Origin of the sequence: Polymorphospora sp. NPDC050346, assembly GCF_040655695.1 — a bacterium.
GTDB lineage: Bacteria > Actinomycetota > Actinomycetes > Mycobacteriales > Micromonosporaceae > Polymorphospora > Polymorphospora lycopeni.
The window spans coordinates 251,435-276,443 of the sequence record NZ_JBFAKM010000001.1; the positions used below are offsets into that span (position 1 = coordinate 251,435).

At 72.3% G+C, this 25,009-nt stretch carries 15 protein-coding genes and 1 tRNA gene; 7 read left to right on the forward strand and 9 right to left on the reverse strand.

Annotated elements, in window-relative coordinates; translation table 11 throughout:
- Positions 1-163 precede the first annotated feature (163 nt).
- The 4 genes from AB0I42_RS01040 (at position 164) to AB0I42_RS01055 (ending at position 2,669) form a co-directional block, all read left to right on the forward strand.
- Positions 164-1,033 (forward strand): DUF3105 domain-containing protein, encoded by an 870-nt coding sequence (locus tag AB0I42_RS01040; RefSeq protein ID WP_357532954.1) that lies wholly within the window; start codon positions 164-166, stop codon positions 1,031-1,033.
- A 43-nt stretch (positions 1,034-1,076) separates the two neighbouring features.
- Entirely contained in the window at positions 1,077-1,757 is a 681-nt protein-coding gene (locus AB0I42_RS01045; protein ID WP_357532956.1) for a DUF305 domain-containing protein, read from the forward strand.
- Between the two features lie 76 nt (positions 1,758-1,833).
- Positions 1,834-2,574, forward strand: a complete 741-nt coding sequence (locus AB0I42_RS01050; protein WP_357532957.1) for a winged helix-turn-helix domain-containing protein — start codon at positions 1,834-1,836, stop codon at positions 2,572-2,574.
- A 20-nt stretch (positions 2,575-2,594) separates the two neighbouring features.
- Positions 2,595-2,669 (forward strand) — tRNA-Arg (locus AB0I42_RS01055).
- Between the two features lie 176 nt (positions 2,670-2,845).
- Here the strand turns inward: AB0I42_RS01055 and AB0I42_RS01060 are convergent.
- On the reverse strand, positions 2,846-3,274 hold the full coding sequence (locus AB0I42_RS01060) for a hypothetical protein (RefSeq protein ID WP_357532958.1): 429 nt from the start codon (positions 3,272-3,274) through the stop codon (positions 2,846-2,848).
- Between the two features lie 188 nt (positions 3,275-3,462).
- Between AB0I42_RS01060 and AB0I42_RS01065 the strand changes: the two genes are divergently transcribed.
- Positions 3,463-4,086, forward strand: a complete 624-nt coding sequence (locus tag AB0I42_RS01065) for a GNAT family N-acetyltransferase (protein WP_357532960.1) — start codon at positions 3,463-3,465, stop codon at positions 4,084-4,086.
- A gap of 15 nt (positions 4,087-4,101) precedes the next feature.
- Here the strand turns inward: AB0I42_RS01065 and AB0I42_RS01070 are convergent, their stop codons facing one another.
- The 4 genes from AB0I42_RS01070 to AB0I42_RS01085 all read right to left on the reverse strand — a co-directional run bounded on the left by AB0I42_RS01070 (position 4,102) and on the right by AB0I42_RS01085 (position 10,196).
- A complete protein-coding gene (locus tag AB0I42_RS01070) occupies positions 4,102-4,785 on the reverse strand; it encodes a DUF5825 family protein (protein WP_357532962.1) in 684 nt (227 codons plus the stop codon).
- 11 nt (positions 4,786-4,796) lie between these two features.
- Entirely contained in the window at positions 4,797-6,749 is a 1,953-nt protein-coding gene (locus tag AB0I42_RS01075) for a RiPP maturation radical SAM C-methyltransferase (protein WP_357532964.1), read from the reverse strand.
- 265 nt (positions 6,750-7,014) lie between these two features.
- Positions 7,015-8,829 carry an alpha/beta fold hydrolase gene (locus AB0I42_RS01080; protein WP_357532965.1) on the reverse strand — a complete coding sequence of 605 codons (1,815 nt, stop codon included), beginning with the start codon at positions 8,827-8,829 and terminating at the stop codon, positions 7,015-7,017.
- A complete protein-coding gene (locus tag AB0I42_RS01085; RefSeq protein ID WP_357532967.1) occupies positions 8,826-10,196 on the reverse strand; it encodes an MFS transporter in 1,371 nt (456 codons plus the stop codon). The genes AB0I42_RS01080 and AB0I42_RS01085 overlap by 4 nt, the downstream gene beginning before the upstream one ends.
- 744 nt (positions 10,197-10,940) lie before the next feature.
- Here AB0I42_RS01085 and AB0I42_RS01090 point away from each other — a divergent pair.
- A complete protein-coding gene (locus AB0I42_RS01090) occupies positions 10,941-13,931 on the forward strand; it encodes a carbohydrate binding domain-containing protein (protein WP_357532969.1) in 2,991 nt (996 codons plus the stop codon).
- Between the two features lie 47 nt (positions 13,932-13,978).
- On the opposite strand, the gene AB0I42_RS01095 is transcribed toward AB0I42_RS01090, so the two are convergent.
- Complete coding sequence (locus AB0I42_RS01095; RefSeq protein WP_357532970.1) at positions 13,979-15,643, reverse strand: amidase; 1,665 nt, start codon at positions 15,641-15,643, stop codon at positions 13,979-13,981.
- Positions 15,640-15,942, reverse strand: coding sequence for a hypothetical protein (locus AB0I42_RS01100; RefSeq protein WP_357532972.1), 303 nt, complete (start codon positions 15,940-15,942; stop codon positions 15,640-15,642). Before AB0I42_RS01100 ends, AB0I42_RS01095 begins: the two co-directional genes overlap by 4 nt.
- 188 nt (positions 15,943-16,130) lie before the next feature.
- Here AB0I42_RS01100 and AB0I42_RS01105 point away from each other — a divergent pair, with 188 nt between their 5' ends.
- Complete coding sequence (locus AB0I42_RS01105) at positions 16,131-16,655, forward strand: hypothetical protein (RefSeq protein ID WP_357532973.1); 525 nt, start codon at positions 16,131-16,133, stop codon at positions 16,653-16,655.
- Between the two features lie 24 nt (positions 16,656-16,679).
- Here AB0I42_RS01105 and AB0I42_RS01110 read toward each other — a convergent pair whose 3' ends face one another.
- On the reverse strand, positions 16,680-20,276 hold the full coding sequence (locus tag AB0I42_RS01110) for a hypothetical protein (RefSeq protein WP_357532975.1): 3,597 nt from the start codon (positions 20,274-20,276) through the stop codon (positions 16,680-16,682).
- Between the two features lie 2 nt (positions 20,277-20,278).
- Positions 20,279-24,898 carry a hypothetical protein gene (locus AB0I42_RS01115; RefSeq protein WP_357532977.1) on the reverse strand — a complete coding sequence of 1,540 codons (4,620 nt, stop codon included), beginning with the start codon at positions 24,896-24,898 and terminating at the stop codon, positions 20,279-20,281.
- Positions 24,899-25,009 lie beyond the last annotated feature (111 nt).

A 25,009-nucleotide genomic window follows, 5' to 3' on the forward strand; every position in this document is an offset into this window, starting at 1 on the left:
CCCTGCGCGTTCTCGGGAGCCGCCGGCCCCGTGCAACAGACCGTGCTGCGGACGCAGTACGGATCGCAGCACGGTTCGCAACACGCGCAGTGACGAGCACCACAGCACCAAGATCCGCGTACGACACGTCCCCCCGTGACCGATCCCGATATGGCGAGGCCCCATGAGCATCAGCACCCCGGGTGGCAACCAACGCCGTCCCTCCGTGGTCAGCACCGGTAAGAAGGCCCCGGCCAGCAAGGCCACCGCCGACGGCAAGCCGGACACGGACGACAAGAACGCCACGACCGGCGGCAAGGCCGGCACCGCGACGAAGAGCGGACCGAAGACAGGCCCCGGCCGCCCCGGCGGGCGCCCGGCCGGCGGCGGCAAGGGCGGCGGCAAGGGCCGCAAGCCCATCGCGCCGGTCAAGGTGAGCCAGGGCCGGGCCTGGGGCCCGATCGCCATGTTCGTCGCGGTCGGCGTGCTGGCCGCCGGCATCATCGGCTACGGCGCCTTCGCCGCCTTCCAGGGCTCGAAGCCGTGGGAGGACCGGGCCGCCGACATCTCCGGCATCACCAACTTCCGGGAGACCGACCCCGAACTGGTCGCGGGCAGCCAGCACACCCCCGACCCGGTGCAGTACACGATCACCCCGCCGGTCGCCGGTCCGCACAACGCCGCCTGGCAGAACTGCTCCGGTGACGTCTACGACGCCCCGATCGCCAACGAGCACGCGGTGCACAGCCTCGAGCACGGCGCGATCTGGATCACCTACCGCCCCGACCTGCCGCAGGACCAGGTCGCCCGGCTGGCAGAACGGGTGCAGGGCACCGACAAGACGATGATGAGCCCCTACGAGGGCCTCGACTCGGCGATCTCGCTCCAGGCCTGGGGCTACCAGCTCAAGGTCGACGACGCCGGCGACAGCCGGATCGACGACTTCATCGGGGCACTCCGGATCAACGCGTCGATCGAGGGCCCGACCGCGCTCTGCGCCCAGGGCATCACCGCCACCGGCACCACCCCGCGCAACATCGGTAACGGCCAGTAACCGAGCCGTCCAGCGGCCCGCACCCGACCGGTAAGGAACGCGAATGGCCACATCCGTGGAGGCCGAGGTGCCGACGAACACCGGCACCTCGGCTCCCGGCGACTCGACCGAGCGCCGGCCCGCCCCGCGCTACGGCCTGGCCGTGGTGGTGATCGCCCTCGTCACCGGCCTGCTCGCCGGCTACGCGGGCGGTTGGCTCACGCCGACCCTGACCCGTCCCGGCGAGGGTTCGCCCGAGGTCGGGTTCGCCCGGGACATGTCAGCGCACCACGCGCAGGCGGTCGAGATGGGCCTCATCGCCTTCCGTAACGCCACCGACCCGGACACCCAGCAGATCGGCATCGACATCGCCGCCGCCCAGCAGGGCGAGATCGGCACGATGCAGACCTGGCTGCGGTTCTGGGGCGTGGCGGCGTCCGGCTCCCAGGCGCCGATGGCGTGGATGCCGGACGGGGCCGAGGCGATGCGCGACCGGGGCAACCTGATGCCCGGCATGGCCACCCCCGAGCAGATGGCCGCGCTCCGTGCCGCCACCGGGCCACAGGTCGACCTGCTCTTCATCCAGCTGATGCGTGACCACCACCTGGGCGGCATCCACATGGCCGACGCGATCATCGACATGACCGACGACCCCGAGGTCATCAAGGTCGCGACCACCATGAAGAACACCCAGCAGACCGAGCTCGCCAACTTCGACACCCTCGAGAAGCGACTTACCTCCTGAAATGTCCGACCATGCTGTTTGCGTAGTTTCTCTGCGCTGACGGCGACCCCGCCCGTCCCGGGCTCGTTGTCCGGACGTGCGGGCTGTATTGAGAGACACCAGGCGGTCGGTCGCCAGCTGGTGCCGGCGGCACACGATCGGCGGTGACGGCGCGGTCGTCACCCGCCGCACGGACGGGCCGGAGCAGGCGGACCCGCTCACCCGTGAGCAGGAACTCGATCTCATCGACGTGCTCCGCGGCCGGCTGCCCGACCAGGTCGGCTTCGACGAGGAACTGTGGACCCGGCAGAGCGTCGCCGAACTCGTCGAGCACCTCTACGACATCCCGATGACCCCGCGGATCATCGGCCGCTACCTGCGCGGCTGGGGCCTCGGCCCACGCGAGCCCGTGGAACGCGCCTGCGGCCTGTGCGCCGGCGCGGTCGCCCACTGGGTCGACACCGAATACCCCGCCATCGTCCGCAGCGCGCTGGACCACCACGCCGACCTGTACTGGGTCGGCCGTACCCGGCTGCACGGCGTGGCACCGACCGCCGACGTACTGTCGGCCGTCTCCGCCCGGGGTCGGATCCGTTTCATGATCACCACACCGTGGGCAGACCGGTCGGTCCCCCGCGACTTCCTGCTCCGGCTCAGCGGCGCCGACCACCGTACGGTCCACGTCGTCGTCGACGGATCGTGGGCCTCGGTCGACAGTCCCCGCCGCACGCCGGCCCGGATCGTGCTGCACCCGCTGCCGAGTTGTGGACGCGGCACCGCGACCCGGCCGGGCGCCGACACGGGCGATACCGGTTGGGCGGGACAGCAGGGGCCCTGATACTCTTCCGTGGTCGCTGAGCCCCCGTAGCTCAGGGGATAGAGCACCGCCCTCCGGAGGCGGGGGCGCAGGTTCGAATCCTGCCGGGGGCACCACCGATGACCAGCACGAAAGGCCGCTGACCAGGCGTAAACCGGTCAGCGGCCTTATTCGTGTGTCCGGCCAGATCCGGCGATTTCCCGGATACCCGTGCCGGATGCGGGCCGAGGTTGGGACGGCTCCTCAGTGGCCTGGCGCCTGCCGCCCGGAGGTGGCGCCGAGGACCGGGACGTCATCGGGGTGTGTCGAGAGTTGGCGCGGGCCGGCGGTCGGGCAGGAGCAGCAGGATCGACAGCACGAGGACCCCGCCGAGGGCGACCACGTGTCCGACCTTGTCGATCGTGGGAAACATGTCCAGGTGCAGCATGTGCCACAGGAAGTGCTCGGCGTTGAAGATGAGCCAGGCGGCGCCGGCCATACGTACCGCCGCCACCGTGGGTCGGCGCCAGGCGTAGACGCTGAGCACCATCAGGGCGAGATAGAGGCCGCCGACGTCGCGGACGAGGTGTTCGTTGTACGGACCCAACGTCGAGACCCACTTGCGCCCCGGCAACGGGAAGTCGTCGTAGAACGAGACGGGGAAGCCGGCGGCCCAGATACCGACAACCGCGGCGGAGAGCGCGAGCACCAGGACGATGACGCGTTTTGCGTGGAGGCTCATAGCGGGTAGACGGGCGACAACCGAGGGACGTGACGTGACCGCCGCCACCCGACACGGCCGCCGGAATCCGCTGCCGGCGCCGGACGACCAATGGGTCATGCCTTTCACCGGCCCGTCGGGACGAACAGACGCCCGGACCATCGGTAGCGTGACGGGTCAGGCACGCCGCGCCGGTGGAGGTGTTCGAGATGGCAGGCACGGCCCGGACGGACGCGGGCGGCAAGATCTCCGTCGTACCGGCCAATGAGGCGAGCGGGGACGACCTGCAGGCCGTCTTCGGCACCCGCGGCGAGGCCGCCAACTGCCAGTGCCAGCACTTCCGGCACGCCGACTCGTCGTGGCGGTCGGCTCCGGTCGAGGAACGGGCCCGCCGGCTACGCGAGCAGACCAACTGCGGCGATCCCGACGCGAAGACGACGACCGGCCTCGTCGCCTACCTGGACGGCGAACCGGTCGGCTGGTGCGCGGTCGAGCCGCGCACCGAATACGTACGCCTGCTGCGGGCCCGGGTCCCGTGGAGCGGACGCGACGAGGACCCGGGCGACCCCGGCGTCTGGGCCGTGACCTGCTTCGTCACCCGGGTGGGGTTCCGTCGCCGGGGGGTGAGCCGGGCGCTCGCCCGGGCCGCCGTCGACTTCGCCCGCGAGCGCGGCGCCCGGGCCGTCGAGGGCTATCCGATGATCACGGAGGCGGGGCAGGACCTGGTCTGGGGCGAGCTGTACGTCGGCAGCCGCAGCATCTTCGCCGCCGCCGGCTACACCGAGGTCAGCCGGCCCACCCGGCGGCGGGTCGTGATGCGGGTCGACTTCTAGCCCGGCCCACCCGGGTCAGACCACCATGGACGGCAGCGGCCAGCGGCGCAGCCGGTAGGGCAGCCACACCAGGAGGTCGCCGACCTTGGTGACCAGCCCCTCCTCGCCGAAGTCGCGGGCGATGTCGAGGTCGACGGTGGTCAGGTCGGCACCGTCCATCAGCTGGTCGAGCACCGCCAGGTAGGCCGGGTCGTCGATGGTGATCAGGTTGAGCCGGCCGGACCGGCGGTCACGCACCTGGACGAATCCGGGCCCACGCCGGTACGTGCACTTGTCGAAGTAGAACGCCTTGCGCCAGTCGGCGAGCTGCCCGGCCGGGTCTCCACCCCCCGTCCCGGGCGGGGGCAGCAGTTCCAGCGGCGGCCGCAGGTGGCCGTACGGCAGCCACTCCTGCTCCTCCTCGCCGGGCAGCCGCAGCCGCCAGTCGACCGCGATGCCGTGGCTGGTCAGTTCGCGGATCAGGACCAGGCGCCGTACGGTGTCGACGGCCTGCGCACCGCCGGCCACCGTCAGGTCGACGGGATCCGGCAGGACGACCTTGCGTACGCCGTCCCGGAGCCACCGCACGACGGCGTCGGCGGCCGGGCCGCGCAGCTCGGCGGGGCCGATGTCGATGCCGGGGACGGCGATGACCTCGGGGTCGTGGTCGCGGGCGAGGCCCACCGGGATGGGCCGCAGGTCGGTGTCGGTGCTGGGCACGTTCGGTCCCCTCAGACGGCGGTCAGTACGGCGGGCTCCTGCGCGGCGGCGGCCTGCCGGGCCGCCTCCCGCTCCTGGTGCAGGTGGTCGATCCGGAGCAGGTCCTGGTTCATCGCCTTGGGCGCGATCTGGATGAACTGGCCGGCGTCCTCGAAGACGATGCCCAGTTCGCGCCACCGCCGCAGCAGCACCGCCACGGCCGGCTCGGGGCTGGACAGCCGACGGGCGAGGGCGGCGACGGTGTGCGGCTGGTCGAGCTGCCGGAAGGCGGCGACCTCGACCGGGTCGGTGAGCCGCAGGACGTGCCAGTCGAAGTGGCGCCGGCGGCTGACCAGCACGATCTGGTCACCGAGGTCGTGGTGGGAGAGCCTGCTGCGGGCGTACTCGTGCTGCCATTCGGTGACCGCCCGCTCCAGCCGGTCGGCCGTCTCCTCGTCGATGCCCTGCGGTGGTACGTCGAAGAGGTATGCGAGGTCCATCAGCTCGGACTCGGGCAGGTCGTAGATGAGCCGGTACTGGGCGGCCGGGCGCAGGTCGGTGAAGCCGAGTTCGGGCTTGACGAAGAACGGGCTGAACCGTTCGATGGCGATGCGGGTGCTGCCGTCGGCCGGGCACAGGTGGTGCAGGGCCGGCATCTGCTCGACGACGGACAGGTAGTCGTCGTCGGTCTCGCCGGGGAAGCCGTAGAGGTAGTTCCAGGCGATGGTGATCCCGCTGGTCTCGGCGTCGCGGAGCATCCGGATGTTGAGGCAGCCGGTGACGCCCTTGTCCATCAGCTTCAGCACCCGGCTGTTCAGGTTCTCGATCCCGGGTTGCACGCTGACGAGGCCGGCGTCGGCGAGGGCCTGCACTTGGGCACTCTTCATGTTGGACTTGATCTCGTATTGCAGCCGCAGGTCGTAGCCGGACTCGGCGAGCCGGGGCAGCAGCGAGGTCACGTACGACATGTCGAGGATGTTGTCGACCACGAACATGTCCAGGACCTGGTGCCGCTCGGCCAGGCCGATGATCTCCTCGTAGAAGCGGCCCGGGTGCTTGCTGCGGAACTGCATGAACGACCCGTTCAGACCGCAGAACGTGCAGTGGTGCTTCTCGCCCCACCAGCAGCCGCGGGCGCCCTCGACGACGAGCCGGGGCTCGACCCAGTGCCGGGCCCGGGACCCGGCGAGGCGCTCGAAGTAGCCCGAGTAGTCGGGGGCGACGATCTCGGCCGGCGGCAGCGGCGTGGTGCTCATCTTGTTGGCGACATGCCGGCCGCCGGGGCCGGGCCAGCACAGCCCCTCGATGCCGGCGAGCGCGTCCGCCAGGCCGGTGGCGCCCGACGGGTCGGCGGCCGGGGTGGCTCGCTCGGCGTCGAGCGCGGCGAGCAGCCGGGGGAACGCCGTCTCGCCCTCGCCCCGGACCACGTAGTCGATGAAGGCGAAGTTGCGGTGGATGGCCGCGCCCTGCTCGCCGTCGCAGTTGGCGCCGCCCATGACGGTGTGGATGCCGGGCGCCAGCCGCTTGATCGCCTTGGCGGTGGCCAGGGCGGCGGCGTTCTGCTGGAACGTCGAGGTGAAGCCGACCACGTCCGGGGCCCGCTCGACGATCCGGGCGGCGAGCTCGGCGACGAATTCGGGGGCGATCCGGTGCAGTTCGAGGTTGAGCGCCAGCTCCCGCTCGGTCATCTGGTCCCGGACCCGGCTGGTGAACTCCTCCACCCGCCATTGCGGATCGTCGTACAGGGCCGACGAGAAGACCCAGTCGCCGCAGCCGGCGAAATAGGTGAACAGCGAATAGTAGTAGTAGTCGCTCAATCCGAACTCGGTCCGGTCGACCACCCAGTCGACAAAATCGAGGTTGGCGTGGAGAACCTCGACCTCGGCATCCGGCAGCTTCTGGCGGACACTGTTGGTGAGAATTCCCAGCGCCAGTGAAGGGACGTCGATAGAAGTCCATGGCATGTTGACCAGCAGAATCCGCACGTAACCTCTCCTCTCGTTTTCCGCCAGGGCCGGATGACCGGATACGGGGTGGGGACGCCACGCCGGCACGAATGGCCGCCGGCCCGGCGGCCCGCACCCCGTACGGCCGGACCTAGAACTTGACCTTGACCGTGACCGTGACCGTGACGTTCGAGCTGCGGAGCTGGTCGCGGTTGCCGTTGATCGGGTCGTTCTCGACAACGTTCTTGCGCATGTCGTTCACCTCCTCTCCGCGTCGCCGGGACCGGGTCGCGTGCCGACGGGGTCAGCCCGCCGGTCGCGCCATCGCGAGCGCGACCGGCGTGCCCTCCTCCCGCACGCCGTCGAAGTGGCGCTGCATGAACAGCAGCACCGTCTGCATCAGGGCCAGGTGGCTCTGGGCGTCGAAGTCCTCGTGCCCGGCCTGCCGGCGGACCACCTGGTGCGGAACCCGCCGGGCGGCCAGCAGCTTCGCGTACGCCTCGACCGGCGCCGGCGGGCAGCGCACGTCACCGGTGGAGATCGCGAAGAGCACCGGGGCCCGGACCTGGTCGACGTAGGTAACCGGCGAGGCGCGGGCGTACGCCTGCGGCACCTGGTCGGGGGTGCCGCCGAACAGCAGGACGTCCAGTTCCCGCAGAGCCGGGGTGGCCGCCTCGAACGCCGCGACGTAGTCGGCGACCGGGCTGATCGCCACCCCGAGCCGCCACAGGTCCGGCTGCCGGCCGAGCGCGAGCAGGGTCAGGTAGCCGCCCCACGACGTGCCCCACAGGGCGACCCGGCGGTCCTCGATGGCGCCCTGCGCGACCAGGTGGGCGCGGACCGCGGCGAGGTCTTCCAGCTGGGTGAGGCCGACCCCGGCGCCGAAGTCGTTGCGCCAGGCCGATCCGTAGCCGCTGGAGCCCCGGTAGTTGACCCGGACCACCGTGCAGCCGGTGCTGACCAGGATCTCGACCAGCGGGTCGTAGGCGTCGCGGGCGTGTTGGAAGGGGCCGCCGTGGACCAGGAAGACGGCCGGCCGCGGCAGTTCCCGGTCGGTGGGGGTGGCCACCAGCGCGTGGACCGGGCCGCCCGGTCCGGGCACCCAGATCTCGTCGCGGCGGCAGTCGGTCGTCGCCGTGTCGTCCGGTGCGCTCGGGCCGTCCGGCCCGGTCGGCCCGTACGGCAGTTCCACGCCACGCAGGGAGCGCAGCTGTGGCGGGGTGACCGAGTCGCTCCAGATGTAGGCGATGTCGCCGTCCGGCCAGACGGCCGCGTCGAGGACGCTGCCGGGTGGGGTGTCGACGACCGTCCGGGTGCGCCCGTCGAGGTCCACCTCGTACAGCAGGCTGCGGGCGTGCCGGTCCTGCCGGACCAGGATCCGCCGCCCGTCCGCGAACCAGCCGGCGGTGACCTCGGTGTCGAACCGGCACCAGTCGTGGCGGGTCAGCCCGTCCGTCTCGGTCCAGGTCGCCGGCAGGTAGCCGCCACCGTCCTCGACGACCAGCAGCAGCCGGGCCGGGCCCGGTCCGGGGGCGAAGCCGAGGGCCCACACCCGCCGCTCGGGCCGGCCGGCGATCCCGGCCACCCGCTCGCCGTCGGCGGTCAGCACGGTGACCGCCGCGCCGGCCGAGGCGTCGGCGCCGACCGCGACCAGCCGGCCGGCCGGATCCAGGTCGACCAGGTACGCGTATCCGGGGATCCGGGCGGCCTCGGTGATCCGCCCGTCGGCGGTGCGCAGGTGCAGGACGAGCCCGTCGTCGCCGGAGAGCCCGACCAGGGTGGTGCCGTCGGTCGCCGTCGCGATGCCGCCGTGCCGGGCCGGGGCGACCCCGGGCAGCGCCTCGACGGACCGGTCGGGCCGGTCGAAGTCGCAGATCCGCCACCGGCCGACGCCGGCGAGGTCGTCGTCGAACCACCACACGGTGTTCCCGGTGGGGTCGAGGGCCGCGCGGATGGTGCCGGTGGCCCGGTCGGTGACCTGTCGGGCGGTACCGTCGCGCCGGTCCCAGGCCAGGATCTCGCACCGGCCGTCGACGTCGCCGACGTAGACGGCCCGGTGCGGGGCATGCTCGGCCAGCACCGGCAGCGCCGGGTAGAAGAGCCGGTAGCCGCGACTCATCCGCGGACCTCCTCGGTCGCCTGGGTTTCCCGGCCGGCCGGGCCGGCGTCCTGCCCGGCCCCACCGCCGGCTGCGCTGGCATCCTGGTCGGTTCCACGGCCGGCTGCGCCGGCGTCCTGGTCGGTTTCGGGGCCGGTCCCGGTGTCGACGGGGGCGGCGAGCCGGCGCAGGTTGGCGGTGGTGTACGCGGCCAGCACCGCCAGCGCGGCGGCGAAGACCAGGGCGACCACGGTCGGGCTCTGCCACGCCACCAGCACGCCGGCCAGCAGCGGTGCCGGCGTCTGGAGCACCTCGCCCACGGTTCCCATCACGGTGGCCACGCGGCCCTGCATCCCGTCGGGGGTCAGCTCGATCGCCCGGGACTGGAAGATGACCCCCAGCAGCGGGCTGAGCAGGAAGACCAGCCCGAACAACAGCCCGTAGTTCCAGGTCTGGCGGGCCTGGGACATCACGACGACGAGGGCGACCATGGCCCACGACGCGAACACGACGACCGTCATCGGGCGGACCCGGCTGAAGACCAGGGGGGCGCCCAGCGCGCCGACCAGCCCGCCGACGCTGGCGATGGTCAGCAGCAGTCCGATGGAGACTGCCGGGGTGCCCTGCCGGCCGGCGGTGAGGATCGCGTAATAGATGAGCGCGCCGAAGACGAAGTTGATCCCGGCCGCCCAGATGGTCACGAAGCGCAGGACCGGCTGGTGCCAGACGAACCGCAGCCCGGCCCGCAGGTCGCTCAGGAACGAGGTGCGCTCCTGCCGGTCGGGCGTGAGATCCGTGCGGATGGCGGCCACCAGACCGGCCGCGAGCACATAGGACACGACGTCGACCAGGAAAGGGACCCAGCGCCCGAGCTGGTAGAGGGCGCCGCCGAGGACCGGGCCGGCGATCTGCGCCGCGTGGTTGCGCGCCTCGAGCCGGGCCAGGGCCTTCTTGTCGTCGGCCGGAAGCACCCGGCGGATGGCGCCGGCGCCGGCCGACTCGTAGCCGCTCTGCGCGATCCCCTCGACGAACGCGGCACCGGCCAGCAGGGTGAGCGTCGGCACCCCGGCCGCGACCGCGACGAAGACCACGGCCATCGCGGCGGCGGCGAGCAGCAGCGCGCCGATCATCATCCGCTTCCGCGGCAGCCGGTCGGCGAGCACACCGGCCACCGGTGCGGTGACGAGCCGGCCGGCCAGTGCCAGCGCGCCGACCAGTCCGGCCGCCGCCGGTGAGCCCGTCACCGCGAGAGTCACCAGAGGAAACACGATTCCGGACGCCTGCGACCCGATCTGGTCGATGGCTCCGGCCATCCAATAGAGCCGGAAATCGCGGCTCCGTCGGGCGTCTTCCTCCGTTTTCACGGCAGATGGCGAATGAGCTGCCATTACATGGATCGCATTGATCGCATAAGTGTCCAAATCAATGAACGAAAGCGTGCCGGCCGGGGAGATTCCGAATACCAGAACCGCGAACAGCGAAATGAAATGCCGACCCCATATCAGAAGGCCGTGGCCAGAAGGCTAACAGCCTTCACTTCCGAAGGCAAGGATGTGAATACATCGAGTTACCTGGGGCAATGATTGAGCGACTTGCGACCGGTGTGCCGGAATTCACCACACCCATCCGGATGCCGTACGCCAACACCCCGTTATTCGAGTTCACGATCTGCGGACCACTTCAAGGGCCAACACGGCTTTAGGGCGAATACGTCACATTGCCCTGGATCACTCCCGGAGGCACCTCACCCTCCGGGCGACCGGAGGGCACCGGAGCGCCCCGGAGGGCCGCGCCGCCGGCGGACCACCTCCGCCGCCCGGCCGACCCCGACCCCGACCCCCCACGGCACGCCTGAAACTTCTTGCACGAGACGACGGCTCCAGGACCGCAGCTCAACAACCTAGCAACATAGACGATCATTGTGAACCTCTAGTGTCATGCACGTTGGACTGGTAACTTCCTGGAAACTCTGCAAGGTCTTGCAATACCAGTCGCACCCGGACTGGTCTCTGTCCAAATAAGGCACGACTGATGCGCAGCACCGGTCCATGGCGTGCCCGCTGCTTGCGCTGTCTGCAAGAGGTTCCACCGATCGCGCCGGCCGAGCCGGTGCGCGTGGTCAGGAGTTCCCCATGAGACCAGGCACAGCAAGGGTTCGCAGACGGTGGGGCGGACTCGCCCTCGCCACCGCGCTGGCGGCGAGCCTGCTCCCCCTCGACGTCGCGGCGGCGGCGAACAGCGTCACCGTCTACTACCAGCCACCGTCCGCGTGGAACGCGACGGTCAACGTCCACTACGCACCGGACGGCGGCTCCTGGACCGCCGTACCGGGCATCGCGATGGAGGCCGCCTGCACCGGCTGGCGGAAGAAGACCATCGACCTCGGCACCGCGAGCGGGCTCCAGGTGGTGTTCAACAACGGTTCCGGCGTCTGGGACAACAACAACGGCCGCAACTACCGGCTCGGCACCGGCACCGTCCGGGTCTCCGGCGGCACGGTCGGCGCGGGCGACCCCTGCGCGCCGACGCCGGAGCCGACCGGCGCCACGGCCGAGGTCTACTACCACACCGCCACCCGGGGCTGGTCCGGCGCGAACATCCACTACCAGCCGACCGGCGGGAGTTGGACGAGCGTGCCGGGGGTGGCGATGGAGGCCGCCTGCGCCGGGTGGGTGCGCAAGGTCGTCGCCCTCGGCACCGCCGGCGGCCTCCGGGCGGCGTTCAACAGCGCTGGCCAGTGGGACAACAACAACGGCGCGGACTACACCCTCGGCACCGGCCGCAGCACCGTACGGGCCGGTGTGGTGACCCCGAACGCGACCGACCCGTGCGGCCCGCCGCCCCCGCCGGACACCGAGGCGCCGTCGGTGCCGGCCGGGGTCACCGCGACAGCGAGCGGGCTGAGCATCACGCTGGCCTGGTCGGCGTCGACCGACAACCGGGGCGTGACCGGCTACGAGATCACCCGTACCGGCGGGCCGCAGGGCACCGCCAGCTTCACCGCGACCACGACCAGCCACGTCGACAACCGGCTGACCCCGAACACCCGGTACACGTACACGGTCCGGGCCCGCGACGCCGCCGGCAACCGGTCGGCGGCCAGCGCGGCGGCGTCGGCGACCACCGGCAACGCTCCCCCGGCGCCGACCAACGGCTCGCCGCTCGGCGGCGACCCGCGCGAGGACACCATCTACTTCGTGATGACCGCCCGCTTCTTCGACGGCGACGAGTCCAACAACCGGGGCGGCAGCCAGCACGTACGGTCCGGCAACGCCGCGAACGACGACCCGATGTTCCGGGGCGACTTCCAGGGCCTGATCGACAAGCTCGACTACATCAAGGGGCTCGGGTTCTCCGCGATCTGGATCACCCCGGTGGTGCTGAACCGCTCGGACTACGACTTCCACGGCTACCACGGCTGGGACTTCTACCGGGTCGACCCGCGCCTGGAGACACCCGGTGCCAGCTACCAGGATCTGATCAACAAGGCGCACGCCAAGGGCATCAAGATCTTCCAGGACGTGGTCTACAACCACAGCTCGCGCTGGGGCGCCAAGGACCTCTTCACCCCCACCGTCTACGGCGTACGCGACGAGCAGTGGAAGTGGATGTACAGCGAGAAGCAGGCCGGCCGCCAGTACGACCCGATGGTCGAGCACCAGGGAAACGACCCGGCGCTGACCCCGGCGCAGAACGCGCTGGCCAAGGGCAGGCCGTACAACGGCGACGTCTGGTCGACCACCGTCCCGGCCGGCAACCAGTGCCTCAACTGGGGCGTCCGCAACGGCACCAGCCCGGAGGGCTACGCGCTCTACAACTGCCAGTGGCCGTCGCCCACCAACAAGCTCTTCCCCGCCGACCTCTACCACCAGTGCTGGATCGGCAACTGGGAGGGCGAGGACTCGCGCAGCTGCTGGCTGCACGAGGACCTGGCCGACTTCAACACCGAGAACGCGACCGTCCAGCAGTACCTGATCGACGCCTACAACCGCTACATCGACATGGGCGTCGACGGCTTCCGGATCGACACCGCCGTACACATCCCCCGGGTCACCTGGAACCGGCGCTTCCTGCCCGCCCTCCAGCAGCACGCGGTGGCCAAGCACGGCGAGAAGGGCAAGGACTTCTACGTCTTCGGCGAGGTCGCCGCGTTCGTCAACGACAAGTGGAACCGCGGCTCGGTCAACCACTCCGCCCAGTTCTTCACCTGGAAGGAGCGCAAGGAGTACAGCCCGGACGACGTACGCGCCGCCATCGAGCAGTACGACCACGAGCAACTGCTCGGCACCGGCGGCCAGCCGACCAGCGACAACGCCTTCCTGCGCGGCAACAGCTACCACACCCCCGACCACTCGAGGTTCTCCGGCATGAACGTCATCGACATGCGGATGCACATGAACTTCGGCAACGCCGGGAACGCGTTCTGGAACGGCAAGGACTCCGACGACAGCTACAACGACGCCACCTACAACGTCGTGTACGTCGACAGCCACGACTACGGCCCGAACAAGTCGTCGGTCCGCTACACCGGCGGCACCGCCGCCTGGGCGGAGAACATGAGTCTGATGTGGACCTTCCGGGGCATCCCGACGCTCTACTACGGCTCGGAGATCGAGTTCCAGAAGGGCGCCCGGATCGACTGCGGGCCCACCTGCCCGCTGGCCACCACCGGCCGGGCGTACTTCGGCGACCACATCGAGGGCACCGTCACCGCACCCGACTTCGGGGTGGTCACCGGCGCCACCGGCCCGGTCGCGGCGACCCTGGACAAACCGCTGGTCAAGCACGTCCAGCGGCTCAACCAGATCCGGCGGGCGATCCCGGCCCTGCAGAAGGGCCAGTACTCAACCGAGGGGATCAGCGGCGGCATGGCGTTCAAGCGCCGATACACCGGCGGCGGGGTGGACAGCTTCGTGCTGGTCACCGTCTCCGGCAACGCCACCTTCACCGGCATCCCCAACGGCACCTACACCGACGCGGTCACCGGTGACCGCCGTACGGTCACCAACGGCACCCTGACCGCGAACGTCAGCGGCCAGGGCAACCTGCGGGCGTACGTGCTCGACCTGCCCGGCAACCCGGCCCCCGGCAAGGTCGGCGACACCGGACCGTACCTGAGGTAGACCGGCGCCCGGCCGGTGCGACGCGGCGTCGCACCGGCCGGACCGGTTCACTGGCTGAGTTCGGCGACCTCTTCGGCGGTCAGCCGGCCGCGGGAGCCGGGAGCCGTACGCGCCTGCGCGCCCGCCACCGGCGGGTCCACCGGCCGGCGCCAGTGCCAGTCGGTGACCGCCTGGTAGGCGGCGACGACCGACAGCAGCCGGTCCTCGGCGTACGGCAGGCCGCCGAGGATGGTGCCGATCGGCAGCCCGGCCGCGGTGAACCCGATCGGGAAGCCGATCTCCGGCAGACCGATCGCGTCGAACGGGTTCGGGCTGGTCTGCACCACCACGTCGCACTTGCTGAAGATCTGGTCGAAGACCCGCTCCAGCAGCACCAGCTTGGCCCGCTGTCCGGTGACGAAGGCGTTCGCGCCGAGCATCGCGCCCTGGAGCCAGCCGGTCAGCGAGACGCCGAAGCCCTTCAGGTCGGTCCGCAGGTACGGCATGAACGGCTCGCTGCGCTCGGGCAGCCGTACGTTGTTGAACGCGGTGCCGGTGAGCAGGTCCCAGTCATCGGGGTACGGCACGTCGACCAGGGTGGCGTCGGGGATGGCGGCCAGCGCGGCGAGGAACGCCTGCCGGGCCAGCGCGGTCGCCGAGGTGCCGTCGGCGTATCCGGGGAGCACGCCGATCCGGGTCTTCCAGCGCATCCGCAGCCGGCCGCCGTCGTACCGCGGGGTGGCCGCGTTGATCAGGTTCGGCACCGGCGGAAGGCCCTGGCTGCGCGGGTCGGCCGGGTCCTCGCCGGCCATCGCCATCAGCATGATGGCGGCGTCCTTGGCGTCGCGGGCCAGCGGTCCGGGGTGGTCGCGGGTGTAGCTGAGCGGGATGATGCCGGCCAGCGACACCCGGCCCATGGTCGGCTTGAGGCCGGTCAGGTTCTGCGCGTTCGACGGCGCGGTGATCGAGCCGCCGGTCTGGGTGCCGGTGCCGGCGGTGGCGAGCCGGCCGGCGACCGCGGTGGCGGTGCCGGTCGACGAGCCGCCGGGGTTGGTGCCCGGGTTCGTCGGCGTCCAGGCGTTGACCGTGGTGATCTCGCCGTTGGGGGTGGTGGCCCGGGTGGTGGCCAGCGGCCCCATCTGGGTCTTGCCGAGCACGATCCCGCCCTGGGCGACGAGCTTGGCGACCGACGTCGCGTCGTACGGCGGCACGAAGTCCTTGAACAGGTAGGAGTTCGCGGTGGTCGGCACGCCCTCGGTGAAGTAGTTGTCCTTGATCGCCAGCGGGATGCCGTGCAGCGGGCCGCGGTGCGGCCGGTTGGCGAGCTGCCTGGCGGCCTTGACCGCCTGTTCGGCGAGGACCAGGTTGAACGCCTGGTACGTCGGCTCGTACGCGGCGATCCGGTCGAGGTAGGCCTTGACCAGCTCTTCCGGGGTGATCTTCTTCTGCCGGATCATCCAGGCCGCCTCGGAGACCGTCCACTCCGTGGGGTCGGCCATGGTGGCCGCGCGGGGCTTGTTGTACGCGGCCGGCTTGTCCAGTTCGGGGTTGAACCTCGCGGCGGCCGGGCCGCTGGCCGGGCCGGGTGCCGCGGCGGCGACGCCGGCCAGTCCGGGCAGCACGACCGTGCCGGCCGAGGCGGCGGCGGTCAGCGCGGCGGTGCGGGCCAGGAAGGCGCGGCGGTCGATCGTGCGGTCGAGGGGCTGCTGGTCCGGTGTCGTCTCGGTCGTCACGACTGCCGCCACTCTGTGCTGATCGACGGGTAGAGCATCGGCGCGGGCTGCTGGGACAGGGCCATCGCGAGCGCCGGGTCGGTGGTGCCGGGGGTGGGCAGCTGGTAGGCGGCGAGGACCGGGACCGTGCCGCGCACGAAGGAGCGCAGCGAGGCGAGGACGGAGTCCCGGCCGGGGCTTCCGGTGACCGGGTCGGCGGCGGTGCCGGCGGGGAGCTGGTCGAGGTCGATGCCGAGCGAGGCGAGGTGGGCGCGGATGAACGTGTTCAGTTCGTCGTCGGTCGGAGGAGTCGGGGGCATGGAACCTCCTGGTTGCGAAGGGATGGCCACAATCTCTGGCCGGATCGTGTCCGGCGTGTGTCCCGATGATCACGTGATCATGAAACTGTAAGGCTCTGACCTGCTGATCTGAAGACCCCGGCGGACGTCGGCCGGTTCGCCCCGCCCCGGCGTACGGGTGGGGCGGACCGGCTGGTTGACTGCGGCCCATGAGCGAAGCGGGAGCCCCGGTCGACGCCACCCCGGCGGCCGGCATGTGGATCACCACGGTGCCGATGGAGGACGCCGACGGCCTCAACCTCGTGCTCGGTGTCGACATCCAGGGTGGACCGGGCGAGCGGATCGTCTCGGCGCTGCTGGACTACGGACACGAGGGCGAGGAGGGCGTGTTCTACCTGCTCCCCGACGATCTGTTGGCGCGCTGCGAGCGGATCGGCGACCGGGTCTCGGTCCGGTTGCTGGGCTGGCCGACGGTGATCGAGAGAACCCTGAAGTCGCGCGACGACGAATTGGCCGCCACGGCGGCCGGGCTGCCGCCCGACGAGATCGGGGACGGCCGGGTCACGCTGCTGCACCGCGAGATCCGGACCGACACCGACTTCATTGTCGGCGTCGGTCCGGACGACATGCCGCCGGTCCTGATCATCGATCACGTCGGACCGGCGACCCTGCCCGAACTGTTCGCCTCCTTCGAGGACGGCGAGGCCGGGATCGCGGTGGTCAACGCCCGCTGACCCGCGCTCCCGGCACCCGGCCGGCTACGGCGCGCAGCAGTCGCGTTCCACCCCGGCCAGCGGTGAGGTACGCAGGATGCGTACCTCACCGAGGTCGCCGCCGAGCGGATCGGCGAAGTCGCCGTTCGGCTCGGGCAGCAGCTCGACCGCGAGCGCGCTGACCGGCGCCCCGGGCGGCAGTCCGGCCAGTTGCAGGGCCGCCCGCACCTCGGCACCGGTCCAGTGGGTCTCCCCCTGCACGACCAGCGGGACGGTGTCGGTCCGCCGCCTCCGGGGCGGACGCATCCGGCGCAGGTCGATCTGGACGTTGCGGCTCGTGCTGCCGTCGGCCTGCACCACCCGGGCGTACAGCACGGTCCACAGTTCGGTGTTGGGCGGGTGTGGCAGCACCCGCCGCAGTCCGAGGTACGGGGCGGCGTACGGGGCCCGGGTCCGCACCGCCCCGTCCGGTTCGGCGACGACCGAGCACACCAGTTCGGGCGCGGGGTGTTGGACGCCGTCGAGGACGAGCGGCTCACCGAAGCGGCCCTGCGCGGTCGACCAGAGCGGGTCGGCCGCCGGGCCCCGGTCGTGGCCGACCCGGATCTCGTACGTGTAGAAGGCGAACAGTTCCGGTGAGTTCGGGTCGGTGTTCGGCGGCAGCGGCACCAGGAAGTGCCGGTCGCTGTCGGCGCTTGGTTCGAGCCGTTGCATGGTGGCCAGGCCGGCGAGGTCCTGCACCTGGCCGGGGGTGATCACCCGGACGGGTTCGGGGTCGAGTGGGACGCCTTCGACGACGACCGGATCGGCGACCGGCTCGACGCCGGGCAGCAGCATCGGGTCGGGGGTGCCGGTCAGCGGCCGGACGAAGTACGCGTCCCGGGGGTCGGCGAGCGGCTCGGCGAACTCCAGCCAGAGCCGCCGTACGCGCGGGGTGGTGCTGGCGTACCCGGGGTCGTGGCCGTAGGGGGTGAGCGCGATGCCCGCGGCGACGACCCGCGGCGCCTGCCGGGGCGGGGTGACGACCGGCAGCAGGGTCTCGACCGTCTGGTCGACGGCGGCACCGTCCTCGAAGAGCAACCGGGCCCGGTAGGTGACCGCCATCTCGTACGGCAGCCCGTCGGGGCCGGACCGGGGCGGCAGCGCGTCGAGGAACAGCAGCCGGACCGACGAGCGGTCGGGCCGGTTCGCCGCCTGCACGCTGACGGTGTGCATCAGTTCGATGGCGCCGACGTCGACCGTCTCGGTGGCCGCGCCGGGCGCGTCGGGCAGGTCGACGGCCCTGGTCACGACCAGGGTCGGTGATCCGTTGCCGCGCCAGGTCCAGTCCCGGTCGACCACGACCTGGACGGCGTTGATCCACTGGTCGGCGAGTTCGGTGGGTTCGCCGAACTCGAGGCTGGAGGCGTCGGGGGCGGCGTGGTGGGTGAGCCCGGCGCAGCCGAAGGCGATCCGGTCACCGGGCGGCCCGGTGAGCAGCGGGCCGTCGGCGACCAGGTCGAGCGCGCCGGCGAGCCGGCCGAGCAGGGCGGGGGTCGGCTGGTTCTGGGCGACCACCGGCCGGGCCGGGGCCCGGTCACCGACCGGGTCGGGGCGCAGGAACACCGACCGCAGTCGGTCTGCCGGCGGCAGCGGGCGCAGCGGGTCGGTCTCGGTGGCGGTCGCGTGGAGGTCGATGGTCTCCGGCGGCCCGGTCCGGGCCCGCTGGCTGCCGAAGTAGCCGGGGTCGTCCGGGCCGAGGGCGCGTACCCGCAGGCGGACGTCGCGGGCGGTCACCAGGGTGACCGGCCCGTCGACGGTGCCGTGTTGCGCGGTGACGTCGACGGCGTGGTAGTCGGCGGCGTCGGTCCAGGACAGGGCCAGGTCGAGCGGCTCGGCCGGGTCGTCCGGGAAGGCGCGGGTGGTGGTGTACCACTCGACGAAGCCCTCGTCGTCGGCGAGCGGGTCGAACGTGGGCGCCCGGAGCAGCACCTGGATGCGGAGGAGGGCGGCGTCCGGGTCGGGGATCGTCGGCGGTTTCGCGGTGTCGGGCGGCGCGGTGTCGTTGGCGGCGATCTGGGCGAGGAGGTCGGCGCGGGCGGCGGGGCCGGCGGCGAAGACGGCCTCCGGATAGCCGAGCCGTGGCCGCCGGATCCGGACGGTGGGCAGGGCGCCGTCCGGTGGCGCGGTCACCTGGTCGACCTCGACCATGCCGGGCGCCCGGTGGCGTCTCATATGGATGGTCGTGGTCGGCGCCTCACCGCCGCGCCCCGGGGCGCTGTCGACGCCCGGTCCGCCGCCGGTGGTGTCGGCGAGTCGGACCCGGAACTCGTACCGGTTGCCGTACCGGAGTTCGACGGCGTCGGCGCCGACCGGGGTGGCGGGTTCCGGACGGCCCGGTGGCACCTCCATCAGCCGCTGCTCGTCGACGGTGTCCACGACGAGCGAACCACCGCGCCAGTTGGCGAACCAGGCCGGCAGCCAGGTCTGGCCGCTGTGCTCGGCCGGCGCCACCTCGGTCCAGCGTTCCTCGACGGCGGCCCCCAGGTCGACACCGATGTCGAGCGGGGCCTTGACCACCGACAGCGACGTCCAGGTGGTGCCGCCGGCGGGGCGTACGTCGACGCGGTAGCCGAGGATGCCGCGCGGGGCGAGGACCGGGTCCTCGCCGTCGGGCGGCGCGCCGAGTGCCCGGTTCTGACCCTCGAGGATGTCCTCGTCGTCCCAGGCGAGCTGGATGCCCTCGTCCCGGGCGATGGGCGCGCCGGTGCCGTCCTCGTCGAGCGGGTCGGCGCTGACCGGCTGCCGGGCGTGCACGACCTTCGCGTGCCCGTCGTCGAACCGGACCGCCTCGACGAACACCTTGTCGAAGTTGCCGAGGGCGGCGGCGGCCGTCGCGTCGTCGGAGACCGGGAAGACGACCGGCGTGAAGACCGGCCGTTCGGTGTCTGACAGTTCCGGGACCCGGGTCGCGAACGGGCGCGGGACGACGTGGCCGAAGTAGTCGCCGGCCGGGGCGAGTTCGGCCCACAGCCAGCCGCCGCCGGCCAGCCGGGGTGCGGCGTCGAGCGGCACGTCCAGGTCGACGACGAGGCCGAGCACCTCGGCGAGCCGGGGCAGGCGCAGGGCGTACGCGAGGGCTTCGCCCCAGCCGACGACCATCGGTGGCGGGGCCGGTTCGGGCTCCGGCGGGCAGTTCATCAGGCAGTGGTAGGAGTCGTCGACCACGGCGAGCGAGGTGCGGGGCCGGACGAACGGGAAGGACCGCCGGTAGCTCGTCGGCAGGTACTTGCGTACCTGGCGGGTCAGGTCGCGGCCCTGGGGGGCGAACGTGTCGGCGGCGGGCGAGTCCGGGATGTCGAGGGCGTCCTTGATGGCGGTGAAGACGGCCCGGGAGTGCGGGTGTCCGATCGTCCCGGTGGCCGGCAGCGACACCGTCTGGTCGACCAGGGTGCGCTGCGGCAGCGCGCCGGCGGTGTCGCTGATGTGGACGGTGAAGGCCCATTTCGCGTCGGCGAACGCGGGAACCGCGGGCGGCGCGGCGAGCAGCGGCGCGAGCGGGTTGCCGGTCGGTGCGACGAGAAGCCGGATCGAGAGGGTACGGGAGCCGGGGTTCCACCGCTGGAGGTACGGCACGAGGGTGAGTCTGGGTGGGGTGGCCATCGCTAGCTCCCTAGCTCCGCTGTCTCGGTGACCTGGTAGGTGGCGCTGATCGACAGGAACAGGAAGATGTCGACCTGGATCTTCACCGATCCGCTGTAGTCGCACTTGGTGACGCCGTCGGCCTTGTAGACCAGGCCCTTCAGCTCGGCCCTGATCTTGACCTTGACGATTTCGAGGTCGACGCCGGCCTCCATCGCGACGAGGCCGCCGTACTTCGTCGTGCCCGCGATCACGTCGTAGACCAGGACGAACCCGATGCCGAGGAAGGCGTACGCCTTGAACGGGCCGATGGTGCCCTCGACGCCGATGCCGACGAACGCGGTCAGTTCGAGCTGTTCGCTGTCGATCACGCCGTTCACCGACGAGAGGCTGAAACCGACCTTGCCGCTGACGACGAGGAACGCTGCGGCGGCCCCGACGGTGAACAGCGGGACCTTGCCCTCCAGTTCGGCGCCGAACGCCGCCGACGCCTTGGCCCCACCGGTCGCCAGGTCGACGCCGGCGCTCTGGGTTATCGACAGGGTCAGCTTGACGCCGCTGCCGGCCGGGAAGACGGCGGTGGTCGGCGGGATGGTCTTTCCGACCCGGACGCTGATCTTGATCTCGTGCTTGGCGTTGCTGGCCCCCAGGTCGACCGGCCCCTGGCTGCCCCGGGCGCCGAAGGTCGGGATGTAGCGCAGGATCTCCTCGATCTCCGGCAGGAGCAGGGAGGTCAGTTCGGCGATCTGCGGCCGGCGGTCGGAGCCGCCCACGACGTGCCACTGCGAGCCGGTCAGCCCGGCCAGGCCGGAGATGTCGCTCCAGATCCGCAGCCCGGTGAAGTCGACGTCCCACCGGTCGAAGCGCAGGTCCAGCCGCAGCGTCGCGCTGTCGTAGAAGAGGCTCGATCCGTGGCCGGGGGTGCCGGACAGTCGCAGCGGGGTCGGATGGTTGACGACCTCGACCGGCGCGGAGAGGGCGAGTTCACCGCCCGGCCCGACGTCGAGGTGCGGCCCGCCGGTCAGCTCGATCGTGTTGGCCGGCGGCGGGAACGCCCCCTTCGACGTCGACCGGGCCAGGATGTCGGCGAGCGCCGGCCGTACGCCGGCCTCGATCCGGGCGGTGCCGGCGGCCGGCACCGACGGCCGGGGAAACAGGAAGGCGTGCGTCGGGGTGCTCTGGAGCAGGGCGTAGTCGTTGGCCGGGGTCGCCGGGGTGAGCAGGTCGGCGGCGTCGGCGAACCGGTACGGGCCGGGCACGCCGGCCAGTGGCGGTTCGGCGTGGAGCGAGTCGTCGGCCGGGTAGGCGATCGGGTAGCGGCGGACGACCGGGACGCCCCGGCTGTCGGCGACCGGGACCGCCTCGCCGCCGCCGGGCGGCACGGCCGCCACCGGCCGGGTGACCATCGACCACGCCCCGGTCGTCGGCAGTTTCGGTACGCCGCGCACGGTCGCGACGAAGAGCGGGTCGGTGCCGGCCATGGCCACGCCGACCTCGACCCGCTGGGCCCGGAACGGCAGCCCGCTGCCGCCGAGGTCGAGCCAGGTGTCGACGGGTCCGCCGATCGGGCCCTGCGCCTCGATCAGCGCCCGCAGCGCGTCGGCGCCGGCGGGTACGCCGCTCGGCGCGGTCTGCAGGTAGCCGAGGACACCCCGGGCCGGGGTACGGCCGGCGCGCCCGTCGAGGGCCACGTCGGCGTCGAAGTAGTACGGGACGAACCGGGCGCCGCCGTGCGCGAACTCCGCGCCGGGCGCGGGCCGGATCGTGCGTACGTCGAACAGGCCCCGGAACAGCCCGGCGTCGAACCCGTACGGCGCCACCACGATGTCGCCAGCGGCGGAGTCGAAGTAGCGGTAGTCGAACAGGCCGGGGGTGAACGCCTGCCAGCCGCTGTCCCGCCGGATCACGCCACCGCCGGGGCGCCGTTCGATGGTCACCGACCGGGTGACCCGGATGCCCCACGGGTGCAGCACGCTGTTGACCTTGACCACCTCGAGGGCGGTCCGGCCGAGCAGGACCCGGAACTGCACCTTGGCCGCCTCGCTGAACGCGGCGAACGGGTTGTTCCAGTCGCTGAAGTTGGAACCGCCGTAGCCGGACAGGTCGATCCGGGTGACCGGGACCCGGGGCCGGGCGGCCATGTCGTTGTTGAAGACCGTCTCGACGCTGCCGCCCGATCCGGCGGTCGCGCCCAGCACGGACAGGCCGAGCGGAGCGCCGGACGTGAGGTCGACGCCGTTGAGCAACTGCCGCATCCGGCCGGCGAACGTCGGCGAGACGCCACCGCCGTCCGGCCGGCCCCCCTCGGCCCGTGCGGTGATCTGGATGCCGCCCCGCGCCGTCACCTCCGGGAACTCCGGCCGGGTCAGCCCGTAGAGGTCGGCCCGCCGGTCCGGCGTCTCCTGCGGCTGCAACCGGATCGCGGCGATCAGACCGAACGGGAAGGTGGTGCGGACCGCGACCGTCTCGCCGTCGCGGTGGGCCTCGACCGTGCCGTGCAGGGCGTCCTCGGGAATGATCGGCATCAGCCGCTGCGAGCGGGCGCCGACCTGGGTGGCACCGCCGTCACCGGCCGCGGCCAGCGGGGTCGGGAACCAGCCCAGCGTCATGAGGTCCTGGTCCTCGTCCAGGGTGCGGACCGGCTCCCACTGGTGCTGGGGCAGCGCGACCACCCGCATCCGGGCCACCTCGGACCGCACGGCGAGGCCGTCCACCGGGAAGGCGCCGGTCGGCGCGGGGCCGTCGGACCGGTCACCGACCGCCACGCCGAGCAGGTCCTGGTTCGTCGACACGTCGAGCAGCGTCAGGCCCGGGGCCGGGCCGAGGAACTCGGTCAGGTAGTTGTCGACGATCGCGAGGCTCCGCTCGTCCTCCCGCCGCGCCACCTCGACCCGCTGCCCACGGCCGCGTTCCTCGGCCGTCCGCGCCGCCTTCCAGGCGGCGGCGCCGGCGCGGTCGAAGGTGAGCGTGCCCTGTTCGACCTGGGTCAGGCCGACGTCCGGGGCGCCGTCGGGAGCCGGCACCGGCCGCGACCCGCCCGGTGACGCGGTCCGCCCGCCGACGGCGAGGTTGCCGGCGAGCAGGCCGGCGAACGACACCGCCACGGTCTCCGGCGCCGTCCAGGTGACCCGGCACAGCAACGGGGTACGGGGCTCCCGCCCGATCCGCGGCCGGCGCACGGACACGTTCGACACGTACGGGTCGGGCAGGATCGGCGCCCACGCGTACGCCTGGAGGAGAAGTTGCGCGGTGCCGGCGTCGATCCGGCGGGCGTCGGCCAGGGTGCCGTCGACGATGACGAGCGTGGGTGCGGTGGTCCACACCAGCGCGTTGCGCAGCGCGAACTGGTGGACGGCCGGACCGCCGGCGACGGTGGCACCGAGCCGGGCGGTGACCGTGCCGGCCGCGTGGCGCAGCAGCAGCACGGAACCGCCGGTCGGCGTGACGACCGGTCGGCCGTCGCTGGTGACCGGCCGGTCGACGGCCAGGTCGGCGCGCCCGGTCACCATGAGCTGTTCGCCGTCGGCGACGTGGCACCGGTGGTGGAACAGGAACGTGTCGTCGTACCGCTGCCGCCAGGGCAGCCGCTGCCCGCCGCCGTCGCTGATCGCCCACAGGTCGAATTCGTGGGTGACGGGTACGGGCAGCGGCGCGACCTGTTCGGCGAAGACGGTGACGCCGGTGCCGGCGACGGTGAGCCACGCGTCGCCGAGTTCGTGCGGCCGGGAGTCGGGCCCGTACCAGCGGGCGGTCAGGCCGCTCACCCGCAGGCACCAGTGTGGCGTGACGGCGGCCGTGCCGAGGATCGCCGGGTCGGGCGCGACCACGACCGGCAGCCCCAGGCCGGCGCCGGTGACCCGACCGGTGCCGGCGTACCGGACCAGTTCGGTGTCGGCCGCCGCCGGGTCGAGGGTGCGCGGATCGACGTCGTACTCCAGCACGAGCGTCCACAGTGGCTCAAGGAAGGTCCGGGCGCCGGTCGGGCCCGGCAGGTCGAACACCCGGCCCCAGACCTCGGCCCGGCCGGCGGCTCCCTCGACCCGGCTGCCGCCGGAGCGGAACCACAGCGTCAACGCCTCCGGGAGCACGGAGCCGCGGGCCGCCGGGTCGTCGGGTTCCGGTTCGAGCCGTACCGAGCCCTCCAGCGGCGTGCCGAACTCGACGACGTCGCCGGTGACCGTCGCGGCGCCGGCGAGCCGCAGCGCCCCGGCGCGCACCCGCACCCCGACGTACGCGTCGGCGGGCAGCGCGGCGTCGAGCAGGTCGCCCCGGACCCAGACGGTGCCCGGACCGACGTCGACGGTCGTGGTGCGCGGCGTGACCACCGGCGGTCGGGCCGCCGTCAGCACCAGGGCCGGTGCGGTGACCCCGCCGGCCCGGACCTCCAGCCGGCGCGCCGCGGCGAACACGTCGAACCAGATGTCGACGCCGGCCCGGTTCCGGTACGGCCCGAGCCGCCGGGCGGGCGCCAGCCCGGACAGGGCGTCCGCCGGCCGGCCGGCGAGGAGCATCTGGTGTTCGTCGCGCCGGTGCGCCACCAGCGCGTCCGCGGGGATGCCCGCGAACCTGTCGTCGTCGATGTCTGCGGTGATCTGGGTGAAGGCGTCGCTGGCTACGCGGCGTCCACGCTGCGGATCGGACACGCGGGCCTCCTCGGGCCGGGCGGCCGAGGCGGCGGACCTGGAACGGAATCGTCTACGACGGCCTACCCCCCATCGTGGGCACCGGCACGCCGGGCGTCAGTCCGATCGTGG

Coding starts and splice junctions, on each gene's coding strand:
- AB0I42_RS01040 (WP_357532954.1), top strand. CDS start 164: ATGAGCATCAGCACCCCGGGTGGCAACCAACGCCGTCCCTCCGTGGTC.
- AB0I42_RS01045 (WP_357532956.1), top strand. CDS start 1,077: ATGGCCACATCCGTGGAGGCCGAGGTGCCGACGAACACCGGCACCTCG.
- AB0I42_RS01060 (WP_357532958.1), bottom strand. CDS start 3,274: ATGAGCCTCCACGCAAAACGCGTCATCGTCCTGGTGCTCGCGCTCTCC.
- AB0I42_RS01065 (WP_357532960.1), top strand. CDS start 3,463: ATGGCAGGCACGGCCCGGACGGACGCGGGCGGCAAGATCTCCGTCGTA.
- AB0I42_RS01080 (WP_357532965.1), bottom strand. CDS start 8,829: ATGAGTCGCGGCTACCGGCTCTTCTACCCGGCGCTGCCGGTGCTGGCC.
- AB0I42_RS01085 (WP_357532967.1), bottom strand. CDS start 10,196: ATGGCAGCTCATTCGCCATCTGCCGTGAAAACGGAGGAAGACGCCCGA.
- AB0I42_RS01090 (WP_357532969.1), top strand. CDS start 10,941: ATGAGACCAGGCACAGCAAGGGTTCGCAGACGGTGGGGCGGACTCGCC.
- AB0I42_RS01100 (WP_357532972.1), bottom strand. CDS start 15,942: ATGCCCCCGACTCCTCCGACCGACGACGAACTGAACACGTTCATCCGC.
- AB0I42_RS01105 (WP_357532973.1), top strand. CDS start 16,131: ATGAGCGAAGCGGGAGCCCCGGTCGACGCCACCCCGGCGGCCGGCATG.
- AB0I42_RS01110 (WP_357532975.1), bottom strand. CDS start 20,276: ATGGCCACCCCACCCAGACTCACCCTCGTGCCGTACCTCCAGCGGTGG.